The 16541-nt window shown below is 51.2% G+C and carries 17 protein-coding genes and 1 tRNA gene; 7 read left to right on the top strand and 11 right to left on the bottom strand.

Annotated features, from left to right (window positions below):
* Positions 1-80 precede the first annotated feature (80 nt).
* Positions 81-317: a hypothetical protein gene (locus tag ACKFKH_RS13260; protein WP_446858778.1), complete on the top strand. Its 237-nt coding sequence runs from the start codon at positions 81-83 to the stop codon at positions 315-317.
* A gap of 120 nt (positions 318-437) precedes the next feature.
* On the opposite strand, the gene ACKFKH_RS13265 is transcribed toward ACKFKH_RS13260, so the two are convergent.
* A tRNA-Val gene (locus ACKFKH_RS13265) sits at positions 438-509 on the bottom strand.
* Positions 510-733: 224 nt separating this feature from the next.
* On the opposite strand from ACKFKH_RS13265, the gene ACKFKH_RS13270 reads away from it, so the two are divergent.
* Positions 734-1777 (top strand): ParM/StbA family protein, encoded by a 1044-nt coding sequence (locus tag ACKFKH_RS13270; protein ID WP_446858779.1) that lies wholly within the window; start codon positions 734-736, stop codon positions 1775-1777.
* Positions 1759-2016, top strand: coding sequence for a hypothetical protein (locus ACKFKH_RS13275; RefSeq protein ID WP_446858780.1), 258 nt, complete (start codon positions 1759-1761; stop codon positions 2014-2016). Before ACKFKH_RS13270 ends, ACKFKH_RS13275 begins: the two co-directional genes overlap by 19 nt.
* Positions 2017-2045: 29 nt before the next feature.
* On the opposite strand, the gene ACKFKH_RS13280 is transcribed toward ACKFKH_RS13275, so the two are convergent.
* The 6 genes from ACKFKH_RS13280 to ACKFKH_RS13305 form a co-directional block, all read right to left on the bottom strand.
* The gene (locus ACKFKH_RS13280; protein WP_446858781.1) at positions 2046-2912 is read right to left on the bottom strand and encodes a shikimate dehydrogenase; all 867 of its coding nucleotides are present in this window, start codon (positions 2910-2912) and stop codon (positions 2046-2048) included.
* On the bottom strand, positions 2909-3292 hold the full coding sequence (minE, locus tag ACKFKH_RS13285; RefSeq protein ID WP_446858782.1) for a cell division topological specificity factor MinE: 384 nt from the start codon (positions 3290-3292) through the stop codon (positions 2909-2911). The genes ACKFKH_RS13280 and minE overlap by 4 nt, the downstream gene beginning before the upstream one ends.
* 65 nt (positions 3293-3357) lie before the next feature.
* Positions 3358-4164 (bottom strand): septum site-determining protein MinD, encoded by an 807-nt coding sequence (gene minD / locus ACKFKH_RS13290; protein ID WP_446858783.1) that lies wholly within the window; start codon positions 4162-4164, stop codon positions 3358-3360.
* A 415-nt stretch (positions 4165-4579) separates the two neighbouring features.
* Positions 4580-5377: a septum site-determining protein MinC gene (minC, locus tag ACKFKH_RS13295; protein ID WP_446858784.1), complete on the bottom strand. Its 798-nt coding sequence runs from the start codon at positions 5375-5377 to the stop codon at positions 4580-4582.
* Positions 5378-5520: 143 nt separating this feature from the next.
* A complete protein-coding gene (locus tag ACKFKH_RS13300; protein WP_446858785.1) occupies positions 5521-6054 on the bottom strand; it encodes a universal stress protein in 534 nt (177 codons plus the stop codon).
* A gap of 233 nt (positions 6055-6287) precedes the next feature.
* Complete coding sequence (locus ACKFKH_RS13305; RefSeq protein ID WP_446858786.1) at positions 6288-7784, bottom strand: hypothetical protein; 1497 nt, start codon at positions 7782-7784, stop codon at positions 6288-6290.
* Positions 7785-8154: 370 nt separating this feature from the next.
* On the opposite strand from ACKFKH_RS13305, the gene ACKFKH_RS13310 reads away from it, so the two are divergent.
* Positions 8155-9723: a FecR domain-containing protein gene (locus ACKFKH_RS13310; RefSeq protein WP_446858787.1), complete on the top strand. Its 1569-nt coding sequence runs from the start codon at positions 8155-8157 to the stop codon at positions 9721-9723.
* Between the two features lie 170 nt (positions 9724-9893).
* On the opposite strand, the gene ACKFKH_RS13315 is transcribed toward ACKFKH_RS13310, so the two are convergent.
* The 4 genes from ACKFKH_RS13315 to rpmI form a co-directional block, all read right to left on the bottom strand.
* Positions 9894-10421 carry a tetratricopeptide repeat protein gene (locus ACKFKH_RS13315; protein WP_446858788.1) on the bottom strand — a complete coding sequence of 176 codons (528 nt, stop codon included), beginning with the start codon at positions 10419-10421 and terminating at the stop codon, positions 9894-9896.
* A gap of 30 nt (positions 10422-10451) precedes the next feature.
* A complete protein-coding gene (locus ACKFKH_RS13320; RefSeq protein ID WP_446858789.1) occupies positions 10452-11243 on the bottom strand; it encodes a transporter substrate-binding domain-containing protein in 792 nt (263 codons plus the stop codon).
* A gap of 5 nt (positions 11244-11248) precedes the next feature.
* Positions 11249-11599 carry a 50S ribosomal protein L20 gene (rplT, locus tag ACKFKH_RS13325; protein ID WP_446858790.1) on the bottom strand — a complete coding sequence of 117 codons (351 nt, stop codon included), beginning with the start codon at positions 11597-11599 and terminating at the stop codon, positions 11249-11251.
* 62 nt (positions 11600-11661) lie between these two features.
* Positions 11662-11859 carry a 50S ribosomal protein L35 gene (gene rpmI / locus ACKFKH_RS13330; RefSeq protein WP_446858791.1) on the bottom strand — a complete coding sequence of 66 codons (198 nt, stop codon included), beginning with the start codon at positions 11857-11859 and terminating at the stop codon, positions 11662-11664.
* Positions 11860-12314: 455 nt separating this feature from the next.
* Between rpmI and ACKFKH_RS13335 the strand changes: the two genes are divergently transcribed.
* The 3 genes from ACKFKH_RS13335 (at position 12315) to nusA (ending at position 16397) form a co-directional block, all read left to right on the top strand.
* On the top strand, positions 12315-14240 hold the full coding sequence (locus ACKFKH_RS13335; protein WP_446858795.1) for an iron uptake porin: 1926 nt from the start codon (positions 12315-12317) through the stop codon (positions 14238-14240).
* 299 nt (positions 14241-14539) lie between these two features.
* Entirely contained in the window at positions 14540-15004 is a 465-nt protein-coding gene (rimP, locus tag ACKFKH_RS13340; protein ID WP_446858792.1) for a ribosome maturation factor RimP, read from the top strand.
* Positions 15005-15065: 61 nt separating this feature from the next.
* Positions 15066-16397: a transcription termination factor NusA gene (nusA, locus tag ACKFKH_RS13345; RefSeq protein WP_446858793.1), complete on the top strand. Its 1332-nt coding sequence runs from the start codon at positions 15066-15068 to the stop codon at positions 16395-16397.
* Positions 16398-16541 lie beyond the last annotated feature (144 nt).

Raw genomic sequence — 16541 nt, forward strand, 5'->3', positions numbered from 1 at the left:
TATCAGAGGCTAGTTGAAACTCCGACTGAATATTCATCCGACTATATTCAATTGAGTATGAGCGATCAGTGCAAACGGCTTTGAGAAACTTTCCTTTTAGCGATCGTACCCGAAAACAACTTAAGGAAATTCAGGATCGTCTCAGTTTGACGAATGCTGATGCGGAATCGATCAAGGTACAGCTACTACCCAAAGCGTCACCAATGGCTACTGAAGCGATCGCTCTTCCACAACCTGTTCAAAAGGAACCGACGAAAGCGGCACATGTCCAGTACTTGCAATATCAGAAGCTAGAGGAGTATTTGAGCAATGGGTAATGGAAACCCCTTACTCTTTCCTAGTTCTTACAGCGGGAAGGGAGTAAAGAGAGTTTTGATGAATAAAAGCTAGGAGCTTCAGTTTGCTTGAAACTCTCCCTAGAGAAGGGTTTAAGTCTATGGGCGATACTGGATTTGAACCAGTGACCCCTTCCGTGTGAAGGAAGTGCGCTACCACTGTGCTAATCGCCCAAAATTTGTCGAACCGCAGCCCTTTAGAAGAGTAGTTAGTTCAATGTTGACATCATACCATTTTGGGGTTCTTGTTATGCATAACTGATTTTCAAATTTGTTGGCGATCGACTTGACACCTCTGACTGGTTCGCATAGAGTACTTATGTACTAATTGGGTAAACCTGACCGCAGTTGGGGACACATGATCGCAGCCTTAACGGATCAGTATAAAGGAGGAACCAATGACCAGTGTAGAAGCCAAACAAACGAGAGCGCGAAAAGAAGCTCCCGCCATCCCCGTTGCCATTGTGCCTACCCGATCGCTCGCCCTCGATGCCGGAAACTACGACCTGAAGTTTTGGAACGGCACCGGAAACCCCAAAGCGATTCGATCGATTCGATTTCAGCTTCCTCAAGGTCGAGATGCCGTGCGCTACTCAGACAGTTCACCGTTGATCGAGCTGCCCGACGGGGCGCGCTATCACTTTGGCACCCAGGCTTATAAGTACCGCAGACAGCAACAAACCGTGGTCGAAAACAAACTTGACCTGGCACGGCTGCACCTTTACGCCTGTATCGAAGCCGATCGCGCTGCCGAAGACATCTGTCAATTTTCACTCAACCTGCATGTTTCAACGCCCCAACCTGCCCGCAGCCAAGACGTTTTGAGGGCGCAACTGATGGGCATTCACGAGTTTAAGCGCAATGGCATTCCGTTTCGGGTCACCGTCGAGCAGGTAGAAGTCGAGCGAGAAGGGCTGGGTTCCTATACCTACGCACAACGGCTGGGGCTGATTCCTGATAGCGGGTACACGATCGTCGTAGACATTGGCGGCGGCACCTGGATTTCGCGGCTGATCGATGCAGAAGGCGACGTGATTGACGAAAATGTGATGGATCGCGGCGGGGCGTATGAGTTGGCGACGGCCATCAGTTTCGATAAGCGATTGGCGAATGGGCTGGGGACGACGGCTGACCCTGCTTTGATTATGGATGGCTTCAAGATGGGGCATCAGTATGCTGATACGGGCCTGTCGTGGGAACTGTGGCTCAACGAGTATCTCGACCCCTGGTTCAAAGGGATTTTTCAGACGGTGAAGGCACAATATACGCCTTTTATGGCGCGAGTCACTCGATTTTTGGTCACGGGGGGCAGTTCTCACCTGATTGCAGAACGATTGGCAGGTCGTAAGCTGTTTGCGGTTGTCCCCGATCCCCAGTTTGCGAATGTTCGAGGTTTGTTTCCGATTCCTGAAGGATTGCAGCTATGTATGACAACAAAATGAGACTCAGCCAGGACGTTTTGGAAAAGGCAGAACAGATTGCGTCTGAGTGGGGCTTAAAAAATTCGCGGGCGGCGATCGAGGCGGTCTTTCGCAAATATGCAGATGACTATCTCTATGGCAGATTGCAGCCGATCAATGTTGAGACGACGATCGCAACTTCACGAAATGTCCCTGTTCAGATTGGTCGGACTCTAGACTGTGAGGCGTTAGATGAGCTAGACGATCTGTTGAGCATGTAGCAAGCAAGGGGATGGATGGAGCGATCGTGTCAAATCCCCAAATGCTGTTGGAGCGAGTGACGCATCACCTCAACCGGGACGGGCTGCCTGAGCCAAATTTTGAGCGCGGCGGCCCCTTGCTCGACTAACATTTCTAGGCCGTCGATCGCCGTTCCTCCCCGTTCGATAACCTGCTGCAAAAACTGGGTGGGGCTGGGCGTATAAATCAAATCGTAGGCGATCAGTCCGGGTGTAATCTGGTCAGCTTCAAACTGAGTGAGCGGCGATTGATCAGGATGAGGAGCCATGCCGATCGGAGTCGAATTCACCAACAAGTTAGCGCGACCCATCAGGTTAGGTAGCTGCTCCCAGGAGTGAACTTGAAGCGTTGGGGCGAGGGGCGACTGTTGCCAGCTTTGGGCGAAGGCTTCTAGCTTCTGAGGATTGCGCCCGACAACGTGGATTTCTGCAAATCCTAATTGGGCACATCCAGCGACAACCGCTCTGGCGGCTCCGCCATTTCCCAAAATTAGCGCAACGGCTTGACTCCAATCTCGCTGCATCGACTGCAAGGGGGCTAAAAATCCTTCGACATCGGTGTTGGTGCCACTCCAGCCTTGCTCCGTCTGCCAGATCGTATTCACTGCGCCGATCGCCTCAGCCACAGGCGAAATTTTGGACAATAAAGGAATGATGGTTTGTTTGTGAGGAATTGTCACACTACAGCCCTGCACCCCGATCGCCGCCAGTCCAGTCAATCCGGTCGCTAACATCGGGGGAGCGATCGCAAACGGCACATAGACCCAATCAACTCCCATCTCAGCCAGGGCCGCATTGTGCATCACCGGGGAGAGTGAGTGAGCGATCGGGTAGCCCATCACGCCCAGCAGTTTGGTTTGACCTGTGATCCGGTTCATTCTTTGGGCACAGACTCTGGCGGGGTGGTCTCGGCCAGCGTTAGATCAAGGGTGACTTCGCCGTTATCGTCCTGAAGGACGGGTTTGACTTCTGGCTTGATGTCTGGTTTGGTTTGGTCGGTACGAATGCGACGAATCGGCAAATTGGCAATTAGGGCGGTCGTTCGCTGGTTATTTTCGAGCGAAAACTCCATACCGTCATCTTCGAGTTCTACATAGCGCAGTACCACTTCTAAGATCTCTTTCCGCATGGCTTCGAGCAGGTTAGGCGGCAGGTCAGCGCGATCGTGAGCCAGCACAAATTTGAGACGGCGCTTTACGTCCTGGCGACTAGTGTCATTGGCTCGCGGAAAAAGTCGTTCTAGAAGTTCGATGATCATGGAGAGCTACAGTCGAGAAAAGGAATCGGGAAAGCGTCTGGTGGACTTTTATACTTGTATCCGACCTACATCAGTTTGGTCGAGAGAATTTTGCGTATGCGCGAAAAAAATCCATCCGACTGAACGTTTAAATCCAGAAAAGGAACCGTTTCACCTTCGAGGCGACGAACGATGTTATCAAAGGCAGCGCCTGCAAGGGAAGGCGTTTCAGACAGGACTAACGGCTCTCCTCGATTGGTCGAAACAATGACACGCTCATCATCGGGCACCACGCCGATCATCGGCACCGCAAGAATCTCTTGTACATCTTCGACCGACATCATATCGTTTGCCTGCACCATTGCAGGTCTAAGACGGTTGACAATCAGCCGAATTTGTTTGACATTGTTGGCTTCTAAAAGTCCGACGACCCGATCGGCATCTCGCACAGCGGCAATTTCTGGAGTTGTGACAATCAGCGCTTCTTTGGCAGCGGCGATCGCATTTTGAAAGCCATTCTCAATCCCCGCCGGACAGTCGATCAAAATATATTCGTACACTCTGGCCAGCGCGTTGACTAGCTGCTTCATCTGATCGGGATTGACAGCATCTTTGGTGCGATTTTGCGCGGCGGGCAACAGCACTAAGTTAGGATGTCGTTTGTCTTTGACGAGGGCCTGTTCAAGGCGGCATTGCCCCGCCAGCACCTCAACCGCAGTAAAGACGACGCGATTTTCTAGCCCCAATAGAAGGTCTAAATTTCGTAGCCCAAAGTCGGCATCGATAACCGCAACCTTGCGTCGCCGTTTTGCCAGAGCCATACCCAAATTTGCTGTACAAGTGGTTTTGCCCACTCCACCCTTGCCGGATGTGATGACGATGATTCGAGCCATTGATCTGTGATACGACTACGTACTAACGAGTGTTGCCTAAACCAAATGATAGATGTTCCAGAATAGCCGGAAACTGCACCCTGCGATCGTCTATATTGAACCTTGAGCCAACAGTATCAGAAAATTCACTCAATTAATTCAACCGCCCTGGGGAAGTTAGTCAGAAAAACGGATTTTCCTATCTTTCTATGGCTCGTGAGTTAAACAGTACCAAATTTTGTAGGGCGTATTGAGCGGTAGGGAAACGCACCACCAACGGTTGAAATCGATACGTTTTGCGTAGCTCAACACATCTTACAGATCGTTACACGATCGTTGGTTTTGTTAAATCTACGATCGATGAACTTTGATCTTCTCACCTTTTTAGCAGAGTCATAGGGGATCAAAAGACGAGCCACTTCCCCAAAAATTGGAACTACTCTTTCTTCTCAGACTGACGTGTAAAATCCGTGGCTTTTGCGATCCGAATGTTGCCCTGGGGAGCGACGTAGGCCACTTCTGGATAAAACTGAGCAGGAGGCGTTTCGGGTGCCCTGGCTACAAAATCAGCAATCCGAATCTGAGTCGGCTCCATTTGTAGCGCCATGATCAGACAGCGAGCATTCCCTTTGCAGCCTGCATGAGCGACTCCCCGCAGGCGACCCCACACGAGAATGTCTCCTTCGGCAATCACCGAGCTACCAGGATTGAGATCGCCCAAAATAACGACGGTGCCATTGTGCCGGATTTCTGTCCCCGATCGCAGCGTCATCTGAATATAGAGGGGTTCTTCGATCGCTTGTCCTGCTTCTCCGGCAGATTGGGTGAGGTGGGCGACGGCGGTTTGTTGCTCGACTGAGTAGCCTGCGGTGGCGGCGGCGACGGCGGTTTGGCGACGACTGGTGTAGACGCGCTTGAGTTGTAATTGCACTTCAGACAGAGCATCCGCGATCGCGTGCAGTTGACGAGCATCGATCAGACGATCTTTGACCGACAAATGAACGATCGTGTTGGGTTGCCAAAATCGCTCCTTGGCATCAAGCTGCTGTTTGAACTGTTGCCAAATTTCTGGCCAGGTCAGTCCGCTTGATGCGTCTGTGTTTTCTGAGTCAGGAGGCAGGGTGACGAGTAGGTGACCGCCTTCATTTTTCAAGCGCACCTGGATGTTTTGGCTGACCTCGATCGGGGCAGGAGAATCGGGCAGTGAAGAAGGAAGAGAGGCTTCGGAAGTCATGCAGAGAATCTGGGCTGCAAGGATTAACTATTTTAGGACTCACGCCCCATCATAAGCGCAAGTTGAAGATCATCTCTGCTTGCGATATCTCTGCTATTTTGCCTTGTTACTGGAGTGAATGGGTGAAAACTGAGTATCAAAGTTTACGAACTAACGGGTGTTGCGCTGGCTTGGGACTGGATTGGCGCAGACTCTCCTGTTTCTCCCTGGACAATCAGCACAGAGCAAGGGGCATGATGCATCACATGATTACTGACACTGCCGAGCAGCAATTCTGCGAGTCCGGCATGTCCCCGTCGCCCCACGATAATCAGGTCAGCTTTCCAGGTCTTGGCGACTTGGCAAATGGTGTCTCCCGGTTCGCCAATGTTTTGTGTAAATTCGGTAACAATACCTGCGGCGGTGGCGATCCGCTGATGGGTTCGCAGTCGTTCTAGTCCTTGTTGCTCAAAAGCGGCAAATTCTTGGGTCGATCGCCGTACTAGTTCTTCGTGCTGCATGGGATAGATGCTGTCTGGCACCGGATAAATCGGCGTGGGATAGCCATCTTCGAGAGGCGATAACACATGCGTTAACATCAACTGAGCGTGAAGGGGTTGGGCGATCGCCAAAGCTTTCTCAAACACTAACTGGCTGCGATCGCACTGATCCAAGGCAACTAAAATTCTTTGAAACACAGGACTTTCCTCCTGATACTCAACTAATTTCAATTTAATGGGAGACGACTTGGATAGAGCGTTTCTAAAACAAAACGATAAACAGAGGGGACTTTGGACTTGATAAATTCCGAACCCCAGTTCTTCTCTTAAGTTCTTCTCTTAAAGTCCCCCAGAATTGGCAGCTTGAGGGGCAGAACGCTCAACAGCGAAGCGAAAAACTTCATCGAACTGATCTCCTACAAGACTTGCTTCTAAAACAGGGGCAGGTTGATCACCAATCCCACGCCAACGATCAAGCCGTTGAAATCGATATTTGTATCTGAGGAATACCCAAAGCTAAATCCACCAAACACATTAAATTGGCTCTGAGGCGTAACGTTGTACGTGAGACGGCCCACTAGCTGTTGATAGATGTCATCTCGCACCTGTCGGGTAAAGTGTGACCAGGCAATCTGATAATCGATCGCCGCCTGAAAAGTGGGTGAAAGACTGTAGCCCAACGATGCGATCAGAGAGTGAATCAACCGATCGCGATCGCTCGGATCAGCAAAACTGGCACGAAACTGATAGAACGTATTTAAAGACACACTGGGCGACAGCGGATCTTGGCGGTTGAGTTCGACGCGAATCGAGTGGTCATTAAAAAAGCGATCGCCTTTCAGAGCGTCCCGCAGTCCTGCTTTGGTGGTAAATAGCTGCTGATTGCTCCAGCCAATTTCTCCAAACATTCGGGGACTCAACCGCTGTAAAACTCCGGCTCTAAATCGCAGTTCGTTATAGTTGAGCGAACCAAATGTGCTGGAGCCTACTTGGTTTTTCATGCCGCCTAGGTTGGCATAGCGGATTAGACTGGCATCCAGTGAGGTGACGAGATAGGTTTGGGGGCCGATCGCAGGGGCGTAAAATAGGGTAAGACCCGATCGGATCAGTCCATCGTCTACCGGGTCAACGCCCGAAAATACATTAGTTGTCTTAAAGTAGTCCGCCCTTAGTAGCAAGTAGACAGAAGGTTGTCGCGCGACACGAGGTGCAGGGGGTTTTTGATCGAGCGGCCTTTCTCGGAGAATGGGAATGCCGAGTTCTGGGTCAAGCACACCTTCCAGGGTTAAGGGCGTGAGTTGCAAGGTTCCCAATTCGGGATCTCCGGGTCGAAGCTGCCGTCGCAGTCGCAAAATCCCCAATTCGGGGTCGGCGGTCGGTTGAGCCTGACTCAGCCAATTTAAGTTGGTGACAACTGTACAGTTTGTATCATCAACCCGCCAACAAAAAGACGCAGCCTCAGTAGATGAAGACGGCTCCTCTAGGCGGGTGATTTCTGTCCAATCTGAGATTGTCTTGTCGGGCTGATCGAGGTCAAACTGCTGGGGCGATCGAGCTTCTATCTTACGAACTGGCTCCTGGGTAGTGAGATCGCTGGCTCGGTAAGATATTTGACTCTGTTTTGAAAGCGGCCTTGCGGTTTGTACGGATGCCTGTCGAGGAGGAGGAAAAGTCGCCTGCTGATGAATGGGAGGGGAGGGGTGAGAAGGGGCTGCCCGATCGGTTAAGTCCTGGACATAAGCGGCAAACTGATGACTGCCAAAAGCGGAAGGGGGAGCCGGAGCATCTAAATCCGGACGATGCCAATCTCCGTTTAGAGACAAGGCCGAGGGGAGCGGCATGGCGCAAACTGAGGGGGCGATCGCCACGCTTGTCCAAAAACAGGTCTGACCCAAAAGCTGACTTCGCCCAAACTTGTGACGACGCATCGGTTGCTCAAGATTGAGAACTGCACGTCTACTAGATCGGTTTTGATTGCCCTTCCTGACTACCACCTGGCTCAACCCCTCACACTTTGTTCTAACTTTCAGGAACATTTGCCTACCTTGTCGTTATCCAACCTAATACAGATTGGTTTTACTCGATTCTTGATGAAGAGTTCTTAAAGCTTCTGGATACAATTCCATCTTTTCGGTAGTGCATGTAAAGTGAGGATAAAGACTGAATCTGTGTTTTCACCTATACGGGTTAAGTCATTGTTCGCAAGTTCCTGTAAAGTTTGATTTAGCAAGCCCTAAAACACGGAGTTTGTCTAGCAGATCTAGATGGCTCTAGTGTCCCTCTGCCCTTGGAGCGTCTATGTCTCGCAAACTGTTCCTCGTCGTCACAACGATCGTTTTCTGCGGATTGGGTACGATTTTCTCGCCCAAGCCTGCCAGTGCGGAGGTGACCTTGAGCAAGGCCACCATTCAAGAATTAGTCCGTGAGGCTCGGCTGATGCGTGAAAACCAAGCTCCCCGCACTGCCAAGTTAAGGGATCTCATGACAACTGGGGATGCTTTGTCAACGGCTCGATCGTCCCGTGCAGACTTGCGTTTTAACGATGGCTCCTTGACCCGGCTTGGAGAACTTTCCCTATTTCGGTTTACTCCAAATTCTCGCAATGTCCACCTCGCCAATGGGACAATGCTGCTGCTGATTCCTCCTAAGAGGGGCAGAACTAACGTAAGTACACCCAACGCTTCAGCAGGGATTCGAGGGTCAGCATTGTTTGTCCGATATGATGCAAAAACCGATACAACGATCATTGGTGCCCTGACCGACAACCCCGACGGGCCAATGGATATTTCTAGCCGAAATGGACAACAGCAAGAACTCAAATCTGGGCAGATGGTCATCATTGTGAAAGACCAAATTCAAAAGCTCTATGAGTTTGACCTAAAGACTTTTTATGAAACCAGTGAGCTTGTCAGAGGTCTAGACCTAACCAAAGAGAATGGGGCAAATGCAGATGGCGATATTGCCGCTGTCCAAGGCGAGACCTCTGAGGCCTTTCAGAAGCAGAGCAAAGATCCGTTTCAGGGTGAGGGAGTGATTCAAGGCAAATTTGTGAGTCTTTCACCAATTGACTCCGACTTTTACCAAGAACCCTCCCAATCTGTTGCTACCCAAGATGGGATAAAACCTTCAGTCTCTAACACTCTTGGAGACAATCTGGGTGACCTTCGACCGACTGTAAGCACCGGAGATTCGATCAATTCTGGGCAATCTTCTAATCCAGTACCTCCAGTACCTCCAGTACCTCCAGTACCTAATCCAGAACCTCCAACAATCACTCCCACCCCGGCTCCACCAGAACCCTCTGTCCAGACTCCTACACCAGGCCCGACTCAGGCACCTGTCGCGCCACCTACCCAGCAAAATCAGCCTCCACAGTCCATTCCTAACCCGCCCCCAGCAATACAAGCTCCGTCCCCTGTGACACCTCCCGTTCAGGCTCCAGCGCCAGCACCCGTTCAGGCTCCTGTCACACCACCTGTCGCTCCAACTCCGGCCCCCGTTCAGGCACCTGTCGCACCACCTGTTCAAGCTCCAACTCCACCCGTTCAAGCCCCCGTAACACCGCCTGTCCAAGCTCCAATATCGCCCCCTGTTCGGACACCTGTCACGCCTTCTGTCCAACCGCCTGTTCAAGCTCCAATCTCGCCCCCCGTCCAGACTCCAACTCCTGCACCGACTATCATTCCAACCCCGACTCAGGCTCCAGTCGTGCCACCTACCCAGCAAAATAACCCACCTGCGCCTGTACAGCAGACCCCAGCAGTACGATCACCTCAAATCACTCCCACACTAGCTCCCGCCTTGGCACCATCCGCCACACCCGAATCCCCAGCGACAACGGGACAGGTTCAGCAGCCTGTGAGATAAGAGACACAACCAAAAAGAATGGGTGCCAGGTCATTTGGCGACTCAGCACCCAATTTTTTGTTTTTATAGTCCCCCAGAATTAGGAGGTTGGGAGGCAAAAGCTCCAAGCAACAAAGCGAGGACATTCCTCGAATTGGTTATCTTCAAGAACTCTGTCTGGAATTTGTTCCTTACGCAGAAGTCACTAACCGTTTACGAAGAGACTCAGCACGACGCTTGGCTGTTGGGTTTGTAGGTTCGTGACTGAGTGCCTGCTCATACATTTCTAGCGCTTGAGCCGCAAGCTGTTTGCGTTCGTAGGCATGACCGAGATTATTTAACCCTGTCACATAGTTGGGCGATGCTTTCAAAGCTTCTTTGTAGTTGCGAATCGCCAGATCATATTGCTCTTGAGCAAAGTAGGTAAAGCCCAGCGCATTGTAGACCGCCGCCAACTCTGCACCTTCTAGCGTCCCTGTCTTGAGCGCTTTTTGAAACTGAGCGATCGCCTGCACATACAGCCGCTTATCCAACAAAATACTGCCCAGTTCGTAATATTCCAGCGCGGTGCCTTTTTCTTTGCTGAGTTTGCCTTGTAGACGAGAAAGCGCATTCTCAATCCGACGAGTTTTTAGCACCTGACGAAAGACCGCCACCCCAGCGATGGCCAGTAGCCCTAATAAAAATGAGATGTAAACGATCGGAAGATAGCTATCCATAAATTGTCACTCGCTGATGATAAAAAGGTTTCACGGCAGTCCCCAGTAGGCGGCCCGTTTCTCAAGCCATCCTTCAGAGTGCCAACGAGCGATCGCGCTGTCAATGCGTCGTCTTAATTCATCATACTGAACGCCTTTCGGCAGAACAATACAGAGCGGCTCGGTAGACAGACGCAAGGGCAGCAGTCGAAATTGAGAAAACTCTTGAACCCAGCCCGTCAACACACTCGCATCAGCCGCAAACGCGATCGCCCCTCCAGTCTCCAAAAGCTCTTGTCCCGCCTGGTAGGAATCAACGCCAACCAGTTTGATTTGAGGCAAACGATAGCGCAAACTAGCGATCGTACTGGAATCGTTGAGAACGGCGATCGTCTGACCATTCAAGTCCGAGACTTTCTGAATTCCTGAATTTTTAGTCACCAGAGCAGTCCCGTCTAAGTAATAGGGAGCGCTAAAGGCGACAATTCTAGAGCGAGAAGACGTAGCGGTGACTCTGGCGATCGTGAGATCAACCTGTCCCTCAGTGACAAGCATCAGGCGATCGCGGTTATTCACAGCCTTAAAGGTGACGCTTTGCCGACCCAATATTTCTTCAGCTAACCTCTGAGCGATTTCAATCTCTAGCCCTTGTAGCTTGCCCTCAGCATCTCGAAACCCCAAAGGACGCAAGTTGTCTTTGACTCCAACGATCAACTGTCCCCGGCGCACGATCGTCTGCAAATCTGCCGCCAACGACTGAAGGGGCCACAACAACTGCGCCCCTAACACAAAGAGTCCAAAGACTTGAGGAATGACTTTGAGCATCCCAATGGAGCCAGACATCTGACTTAAGCTGATTTAGCCAGTTCTAGCACTTTTGCAAACCCTTCGGGATCAAGCACTGCCAACTGAGCCAGCATTTTGCGATTGATTTCAACCTCAGCTTTTTTGAGCTTGCCAATTAGCTGACTGTAGCTCAATCCGTGCATCCGGGCGGCGGCATTAATACGAGTAATCCACAGCCGACGAAAATCACGCTTCCGTTTGCGACGATCGCGATAGGCATTCCGCAGCGCCTTCATCACCTGTTGGTTAGCGGTACGAAACAGACTTCCATGAGAGCCACGAAAGCCTTTAGCAAGTTTGAGAATTTTTTTGCGGCGCTTGCGAGCAACGTTACCGCGCTTTACCCGTGTCATTGTTCAGTTTTCCTAATGTTGATTCTGGTCTTGAGGCTAGAGAAATTGACAAGCCCATCACCTTACAAGTAAGGCAGCATCGCCCGTACGTTATCTGCATCGCGCTCATTGACGATCGCCGTTCCAGCGAGGCGACGACGACGACTGGGACTCTTGTGTTCTAAGAGGTGCTTTCTATGAGTGTTGCGGCGCACAATTTTGCCAGTTCCAGTCGCTCTGAAGCGCTTGGCGGCGGCTTTACGGGATTTCAGCTTGGGCATGGGTTTGCTCTAATTCGACACAGCCTTCTATCATAGAGCCAATTTTGGCGATCGCGCAAGACTCATCACGATTTAATCATGCGAGCGACCTCTATTGTAATCATCACAATTTTCTGAGGCTAAGGCTATTCCGTTGAGACCCCTACGACAGATAGAGTTTGTAGACGAACCACTCTTAACTTCAGACATGATCCCCGAACGATTACCCCTTTGGAAAACTCCAAAGGGACTGCGTGAGGTGTGAGTGGTTCGGTGCCGCTAAAAGCTTTTGAAGGGTTACGAGTCGATTGGCAATCGAGGGGTTATCTAACCCATTTCCGACACTTTGCGGTCAGTGAACTACAGATTTTGAGGCAGTTCCTAAATGATTTTGGTGAGGATTTATTGTGAACAGAAAGCAAGTATCTTTGACTCGGACCCTTTATCTGATTGGGCTATTGGCAAGTCTTCCCTTGATGGGAATGCCCGCGCTTGCGAAACAAGTTTCCCTTGAGGCCAGTGCAGTTGAATCTTCTCAAACTCTTCGTGTGAATAATGAAGTTCGCTCTTCGCTGCCGATCGAGATCGCTCAAGCCACCTCAGCCCCTTCTACCCCATCGGTATCTCAACTTTCACAAGCATCCGCCCCGATCGCGATGGATCAGGTGACTTCCGTATCACAGTTATCCGATGTGCGCCCCACAGATTGGGCATTTCAAGCGTTGCAGTCCCTTGTCGAACGGTACGGCTGTATTGCGGGCTATCCTGACAAAACCTATCGCGGCAACCGTGCCATGACCCGTTTTGAGTTTGCGGCGGGTTTGAATGCGTGTCTCGATCGCGTCAATGAGTTAATTGCTGCCGCCACCGCAGACCTGGTGAAAAAAGAAGATTTGGCAACGCTCCAGAAGCTTCAAGAAGAATTTGCCGCAGAATTAGCCACCCTGCGCGGTCGAGTCGATGCGCTCGAAGCTCGAACCACCACGCTAGAAAAGCAGCAGTTCTCAACCACCACCAAACTGAGCGGAGAAGCTATCTTTAGCCTGTCGTCAGCGTATGGCTCCTATCGAGGCGGCAATGCTGGTTTTATCAACAATACAAATGGCAACTTAACGCTGGCTCCTGGGGTAATTGGTGCGACACCAGCGGCCGTCTTGGCGGCAAATGCGCGGGCAGGTCGAGATGCTAATACTGTTTTCAACAACCGTGTTCGGCTCAATCTCAACACGAGCTTTTCTGGAAAAGACTTACTCATCACCGGGCTACAAGCCTACAACTTTGGGGGCGGGCCAAGCATTTTAGGCACAAGCGGCGGCAGTCTAGCCGGAACCTTGGGCTACGGGGATGCGGTGTTTGGCAATGCCAGTCATACTCGGTTGGGATTTGAGCCGCAGTTTCCCACAGTCAGTCCGCAAGACTTGGGCGCGAGAGGCGGTAATAATTCTGTTAGCCTCTATAAGCTGCTCTACATCTTCCCACTCGTCAATAAATTTACTGCCTTTGTCGGCACCAATGCAGAAGTGTCGGATGCGTTTCCCTCAATTTTGCCCTGGGCGAGTGAAGGGCAAGGCGCAATTTCTCGCTTTGCAACGTTACCAGCCGCTCAACGGGTTTCGGGTGGTACATCTCAGACGGGGTTGGCTTCTGCTGCGGGATTCATCTTTAATCTCTCAGACACGATCGACCTGCGTGCCCTTTATGGCAGCGTCAACGCCAACGTTGTGAACAATGCAGGATTTCCTGGCACACCGCTGGGGGCAGGCGTTTTTAACGGCAGCTATGTAGTAGCCACTCAATTGACGGTCAAACCGACGAGCGCGATCGACATCGGTCTCAACTACGCCCACAGCTATCACCAAATCAACATTCTGGGCACCGGGCTAGGAACGGGTGACATTGGTTCCGTCATCCCAGACCCGGCCAGACTTAACGCGGCTCAACTCGCTCAGTTTACGAGACGCAGTTCTACAGGGTTAGGCTTGCTGGGAGGCGTGGCTAACCAGGGCATTAAGCTCAACACCTTTGGGGCAACGGTGGCTTTCAAGTTTAGCCCGACGATCACGCTGGCTGGTTCTGCAAGTTACATTCGGGCTGATCTGGTGGATTTAGAGGCAGGTACAGACTTTCTCAGTTGGTTAGTCGGGATTCAGGTGAGAGATGTGTTTAGAAAAGGCAACTCTGCGGGCCTAATTTTCGGCAGTCCTCTTTATCGGATTGCGGTGCGCGATGCGGCCGTTTCTCCTGAAGATAGAACGCCTTATCAGGTGGAGGGCTACTTTAACTTTAGAGTCAATGACAACATCAGCATTACGCCCGGTGCGTTTGTGATCTTCAATCCTGAAGGCTTTAGTAGCAGTCGTACCGTCGTTGTGCCTGTGATTCGGACGACTTTTACCTTCTAGGGATGAGGGATTAGGGAGTAGGGATGAGGGATGAGGGATGTCAATTTTTGGTGGAGCAGCGCATCCTTGGGAAGATTCCATCAATTTTGGGGATTGGGCAACCAACAAGAGGCTTAACACTACCTTTCATCCCTGCATCCCTCATCCCTCATCCCTCAAAAAACCCGCCACTCTAAGATTCATCCGCTAAACTAGATCACTATGAAGGACAGTTCGCTGTTCGTCACCGAATTTCATGAAATCATTTCATGAGGAGTGGGCTAAAGTGACCCACTTTTTTTATTTGGAGCAGTATTCAAATGGCGCATCCCTTAATTCCTCAAATCCTTAACCTCGCTGCACCCGTGGCAGAGTCACTAGGCTTGGAAGTCGTTGCGGCCGTTTTTCAGACCAACCAAAGCCCGCCTGTGCTACGGGTCGATGTGCGAAACAAGCAGGATGACACGGGGCTAGAAGACTGTGAGCAAATGAGTCGTGCTCTTGAAGTGGCACTAGACGAAACTGAAATGATGCCTGAAGCCTACGTTTTGGAAGTCTCCAGTCCGGGGATTTCACGATCGCTCACTACCGATCGCGAATTCACTTCGTTTCGGGGCTTTCCGGCCATCATCAGCACCTCTGCACCCCATCAGGGTCAAACAGAGTGGACGGGCAACCTGATCAAGCGCGATGAAAAAGCCGTCTATCTCAGCTTAAAGGGGCGAACGATCGCCATTCCTCGCGAACTGGTAGACAAAGTGCTGCTGGCCGAAGGAGAGGAATAGCCTGATTTCTGTTTTGCCTGACTATCCAATCTAACAATCTAATACTCACGGAGATTTTCTTATGTCAATGGTCGCATTGCCTGGACTCAAAGACATGATCGACGGCATCAGCCGAGACCGCAATCTGCCCAAACTATCTGTACAAGCCGCTTTGAGAGAAGCCTTGATGAAGGGTTATGAACGGTTTCGCCGCACTCAACGCATCGACAACCCCAACTTTGAAGAAGACTATTTTGACAACTTTGAAGTCGAGCTAGACATTGAGGAAGAAGGGTTTCGCGTGTTGGCAACCAAGACGATCGTCGAAGAGGTCAACAACCCCGACCACCAAATCGCCCTCAAAGAAGTTTTGGAAGTCGCCGCCGAAGCTCAGACAGGCGATACGGTCGTACTGGATGTCACCCCTGAACAAGGCGATTTTGGGCGGATGGCCGCGATTCAAACCAAGCAAGTTTTGGCCCAAAAGCTACGAGACCAGCAGCGCAAACTGGTTCAAGAAGAATTTCAGGAGCTAGAAGGCACAATTTTGCAGGCGAGAGTGCTGCGATTTGAACGGCAATCGGTAATCATGGCGGTCACCAGCGGGTTTGGTCAGCCAGAAGTCGAAGCCGAATTGCTCAAGCGGGATCAACTGCCCAACGATAACTATCGAGCCAACGCCACATTCAGGGTTTACCTAAAAAAGGTGAGTGAAGGGTCACATCGTGGCCCGCAGCTTGTTGTATCAAGGGCCGATGCGGGACTGGTCGTTTATTTGTTTGAAAACGAAGTGCCCGAAATTCAGGACGACATTGTGCGGATTGTGGCGGTGGCGCGGGAGGCTAATCCTCCGTCTCGCTATGTGGGCCCGCGTACCAAGATTGCTGTCGATACGTTAGAGCGCGATGTCGATCCGGTAGGGGCCTGCATTGGGGCGCGGGGGTCTCGAATTCAGGCAGTGGTGAACGAGTTGCGGGGCGAAAAGATTGATGTGATTCGCTGGTCGCCCGATCCGTCTACTTACATTTCTAATGCGTTGAGTCCGGCGCGGGTGGATGAAGTGCGATTAGTCGATCCGGATGGTCGGCAGGCTCATGTGCTGGTGGCCGAGGATCAGTTGAGTTTGGCGATCGGGAAAGAAGGTCAAAACGTCCGTCTCGCCGCTCGGCTCACAGGTTGGAAAATTGACATCAAAGACATCGCCAAATACGATTACGAAGCCGAAAACCAGAAGATTGCGGCGATCGCAGAAGCTCGACGGATCGCTCAAGAAAAGGCTGATGCCGAAGCCGCTCAGTACGACGACTACGAAGAGGAATACGAAGAGGAGGAATACGAAGAGGAACCAGAAGAACCTCAACAGCCCGAAGTCGATGAGCCTCAAGAAGAGGAGCTAGAAGCAGAAGAAGTCTAGAGGCAGCAGATTTGAGCGGATGAAACGAATGAGCGATCGACGCACAGATCTTCGTTCGTTTCGTCTGTGGTCGAAATCCGTTGCTATTTGCTAAGTAGTTAGGTGCAATTAAATATAAAACGCTCCAGTTCATACTCACCCGCT

It is taken from the genome of Phormidesmis sp. 146-20 (genome assembly GCF_052939475.1).

Coding starts and splice junctions, on each gene's coding strand:
- ACKFKH_RS13270 (WP_446858779.1), top strand. CDS start 734: ATGACCAGTGTAGAAGCCAAACAAACGAGAGCGCGAAAAGAAGCTCCC.
- ACKFKH_RS13275 (WP_446858780.1), top strand. CDS start 1,759: ATGTATGACAACAAAATGAGACTCAGCCAGGACGTTTTGGAAAAGGCA.
- ACKFKH_RS13280 (WP_446858781.1), bottom strand. CDS start 2,912: ATGAACCGGATCACAGGTCAAACCAAACTGCTGGGCGTGATGGGCTAC.
- minE (WP_446858782.1), bottom strand. CDS start 3,292: ATGATCATCGAACTTCTAGAACGACTTTTTCCGCGAGCCAATGACACT.
- minD (WP_446858783.1), bottom strand. CDS start 4,164: ATGGCTCGAATCATCGTCATCACATCCGGCAAGGGTGGAGTGGGCAAA.
- minC (WP_446858784.1), bottom strand. CDS start 5,377: ATGACTTCCGAAGCCTCTCTTCCTTCTTCACTGCCCGATTCTCCTGCC.
- ACKFKH_RS13305 (WP_446858786.1), bottom strand. CDS start 7,784: ATGCGTCGTCACAAGTTTGGGCGAAGTCAGCTTTTGGGTCAGACCTGT.
- ACKFKH_RS13310 (WP_446858787.1), top strand. CDS start 8,155: ATGTCTCGCAAACTGTTCCTCGTCGTCACAACGATCGTTTTCTGCGGA.
- ACKFKH_RS13315 (WP_446858788.1), bottom strand. CDS start 10,421: ATGGATAGCTATCTTCCGATCGTTTACATCTCATTTTTATTAGGGCTA.
- ACKFKH_RS13320 (WP_446858789.1), bottom strand. CDS start 11,243: ATGTCTGGCTCCATTGGGATGCTCAAAGTCATTCCTCAAGTCTTTGGA.
- rplT (WP_446858790.1), bottom strand. CDS start 11,599: ATGACACGGGTAAAGCGCGGTAACGTTGCTCGCAAGCGCCGCAAAAAA.
- rpmI (WP_446858791.1), bottom strand. CDS start 11,859: ATGCCCAAGCTGAAATCCCGTAAAGCCGCCGCCAAGCGCTTCAGAGCG.
- ACKFKH_RS13335 (WP_446858795.1), top strand. CDS start 12,315: ATGGGAATGCCCGCGCTTGCGAAACAAGTTTCCCTTGAGGCCAGTGCA.
- rimP (WP_446858792.1), top strand. CDS start 14,540: ATGGCGCATCCCTTAATTCCTCAAATCCTTAACCTCGCTGCACCCGTG.
- nusA (WP_446858793.1), top strand. CDS start 15,066: ATGTCAATGGTCGCATTGCCTGGACTCAAAGACATGATCGACGGCATC.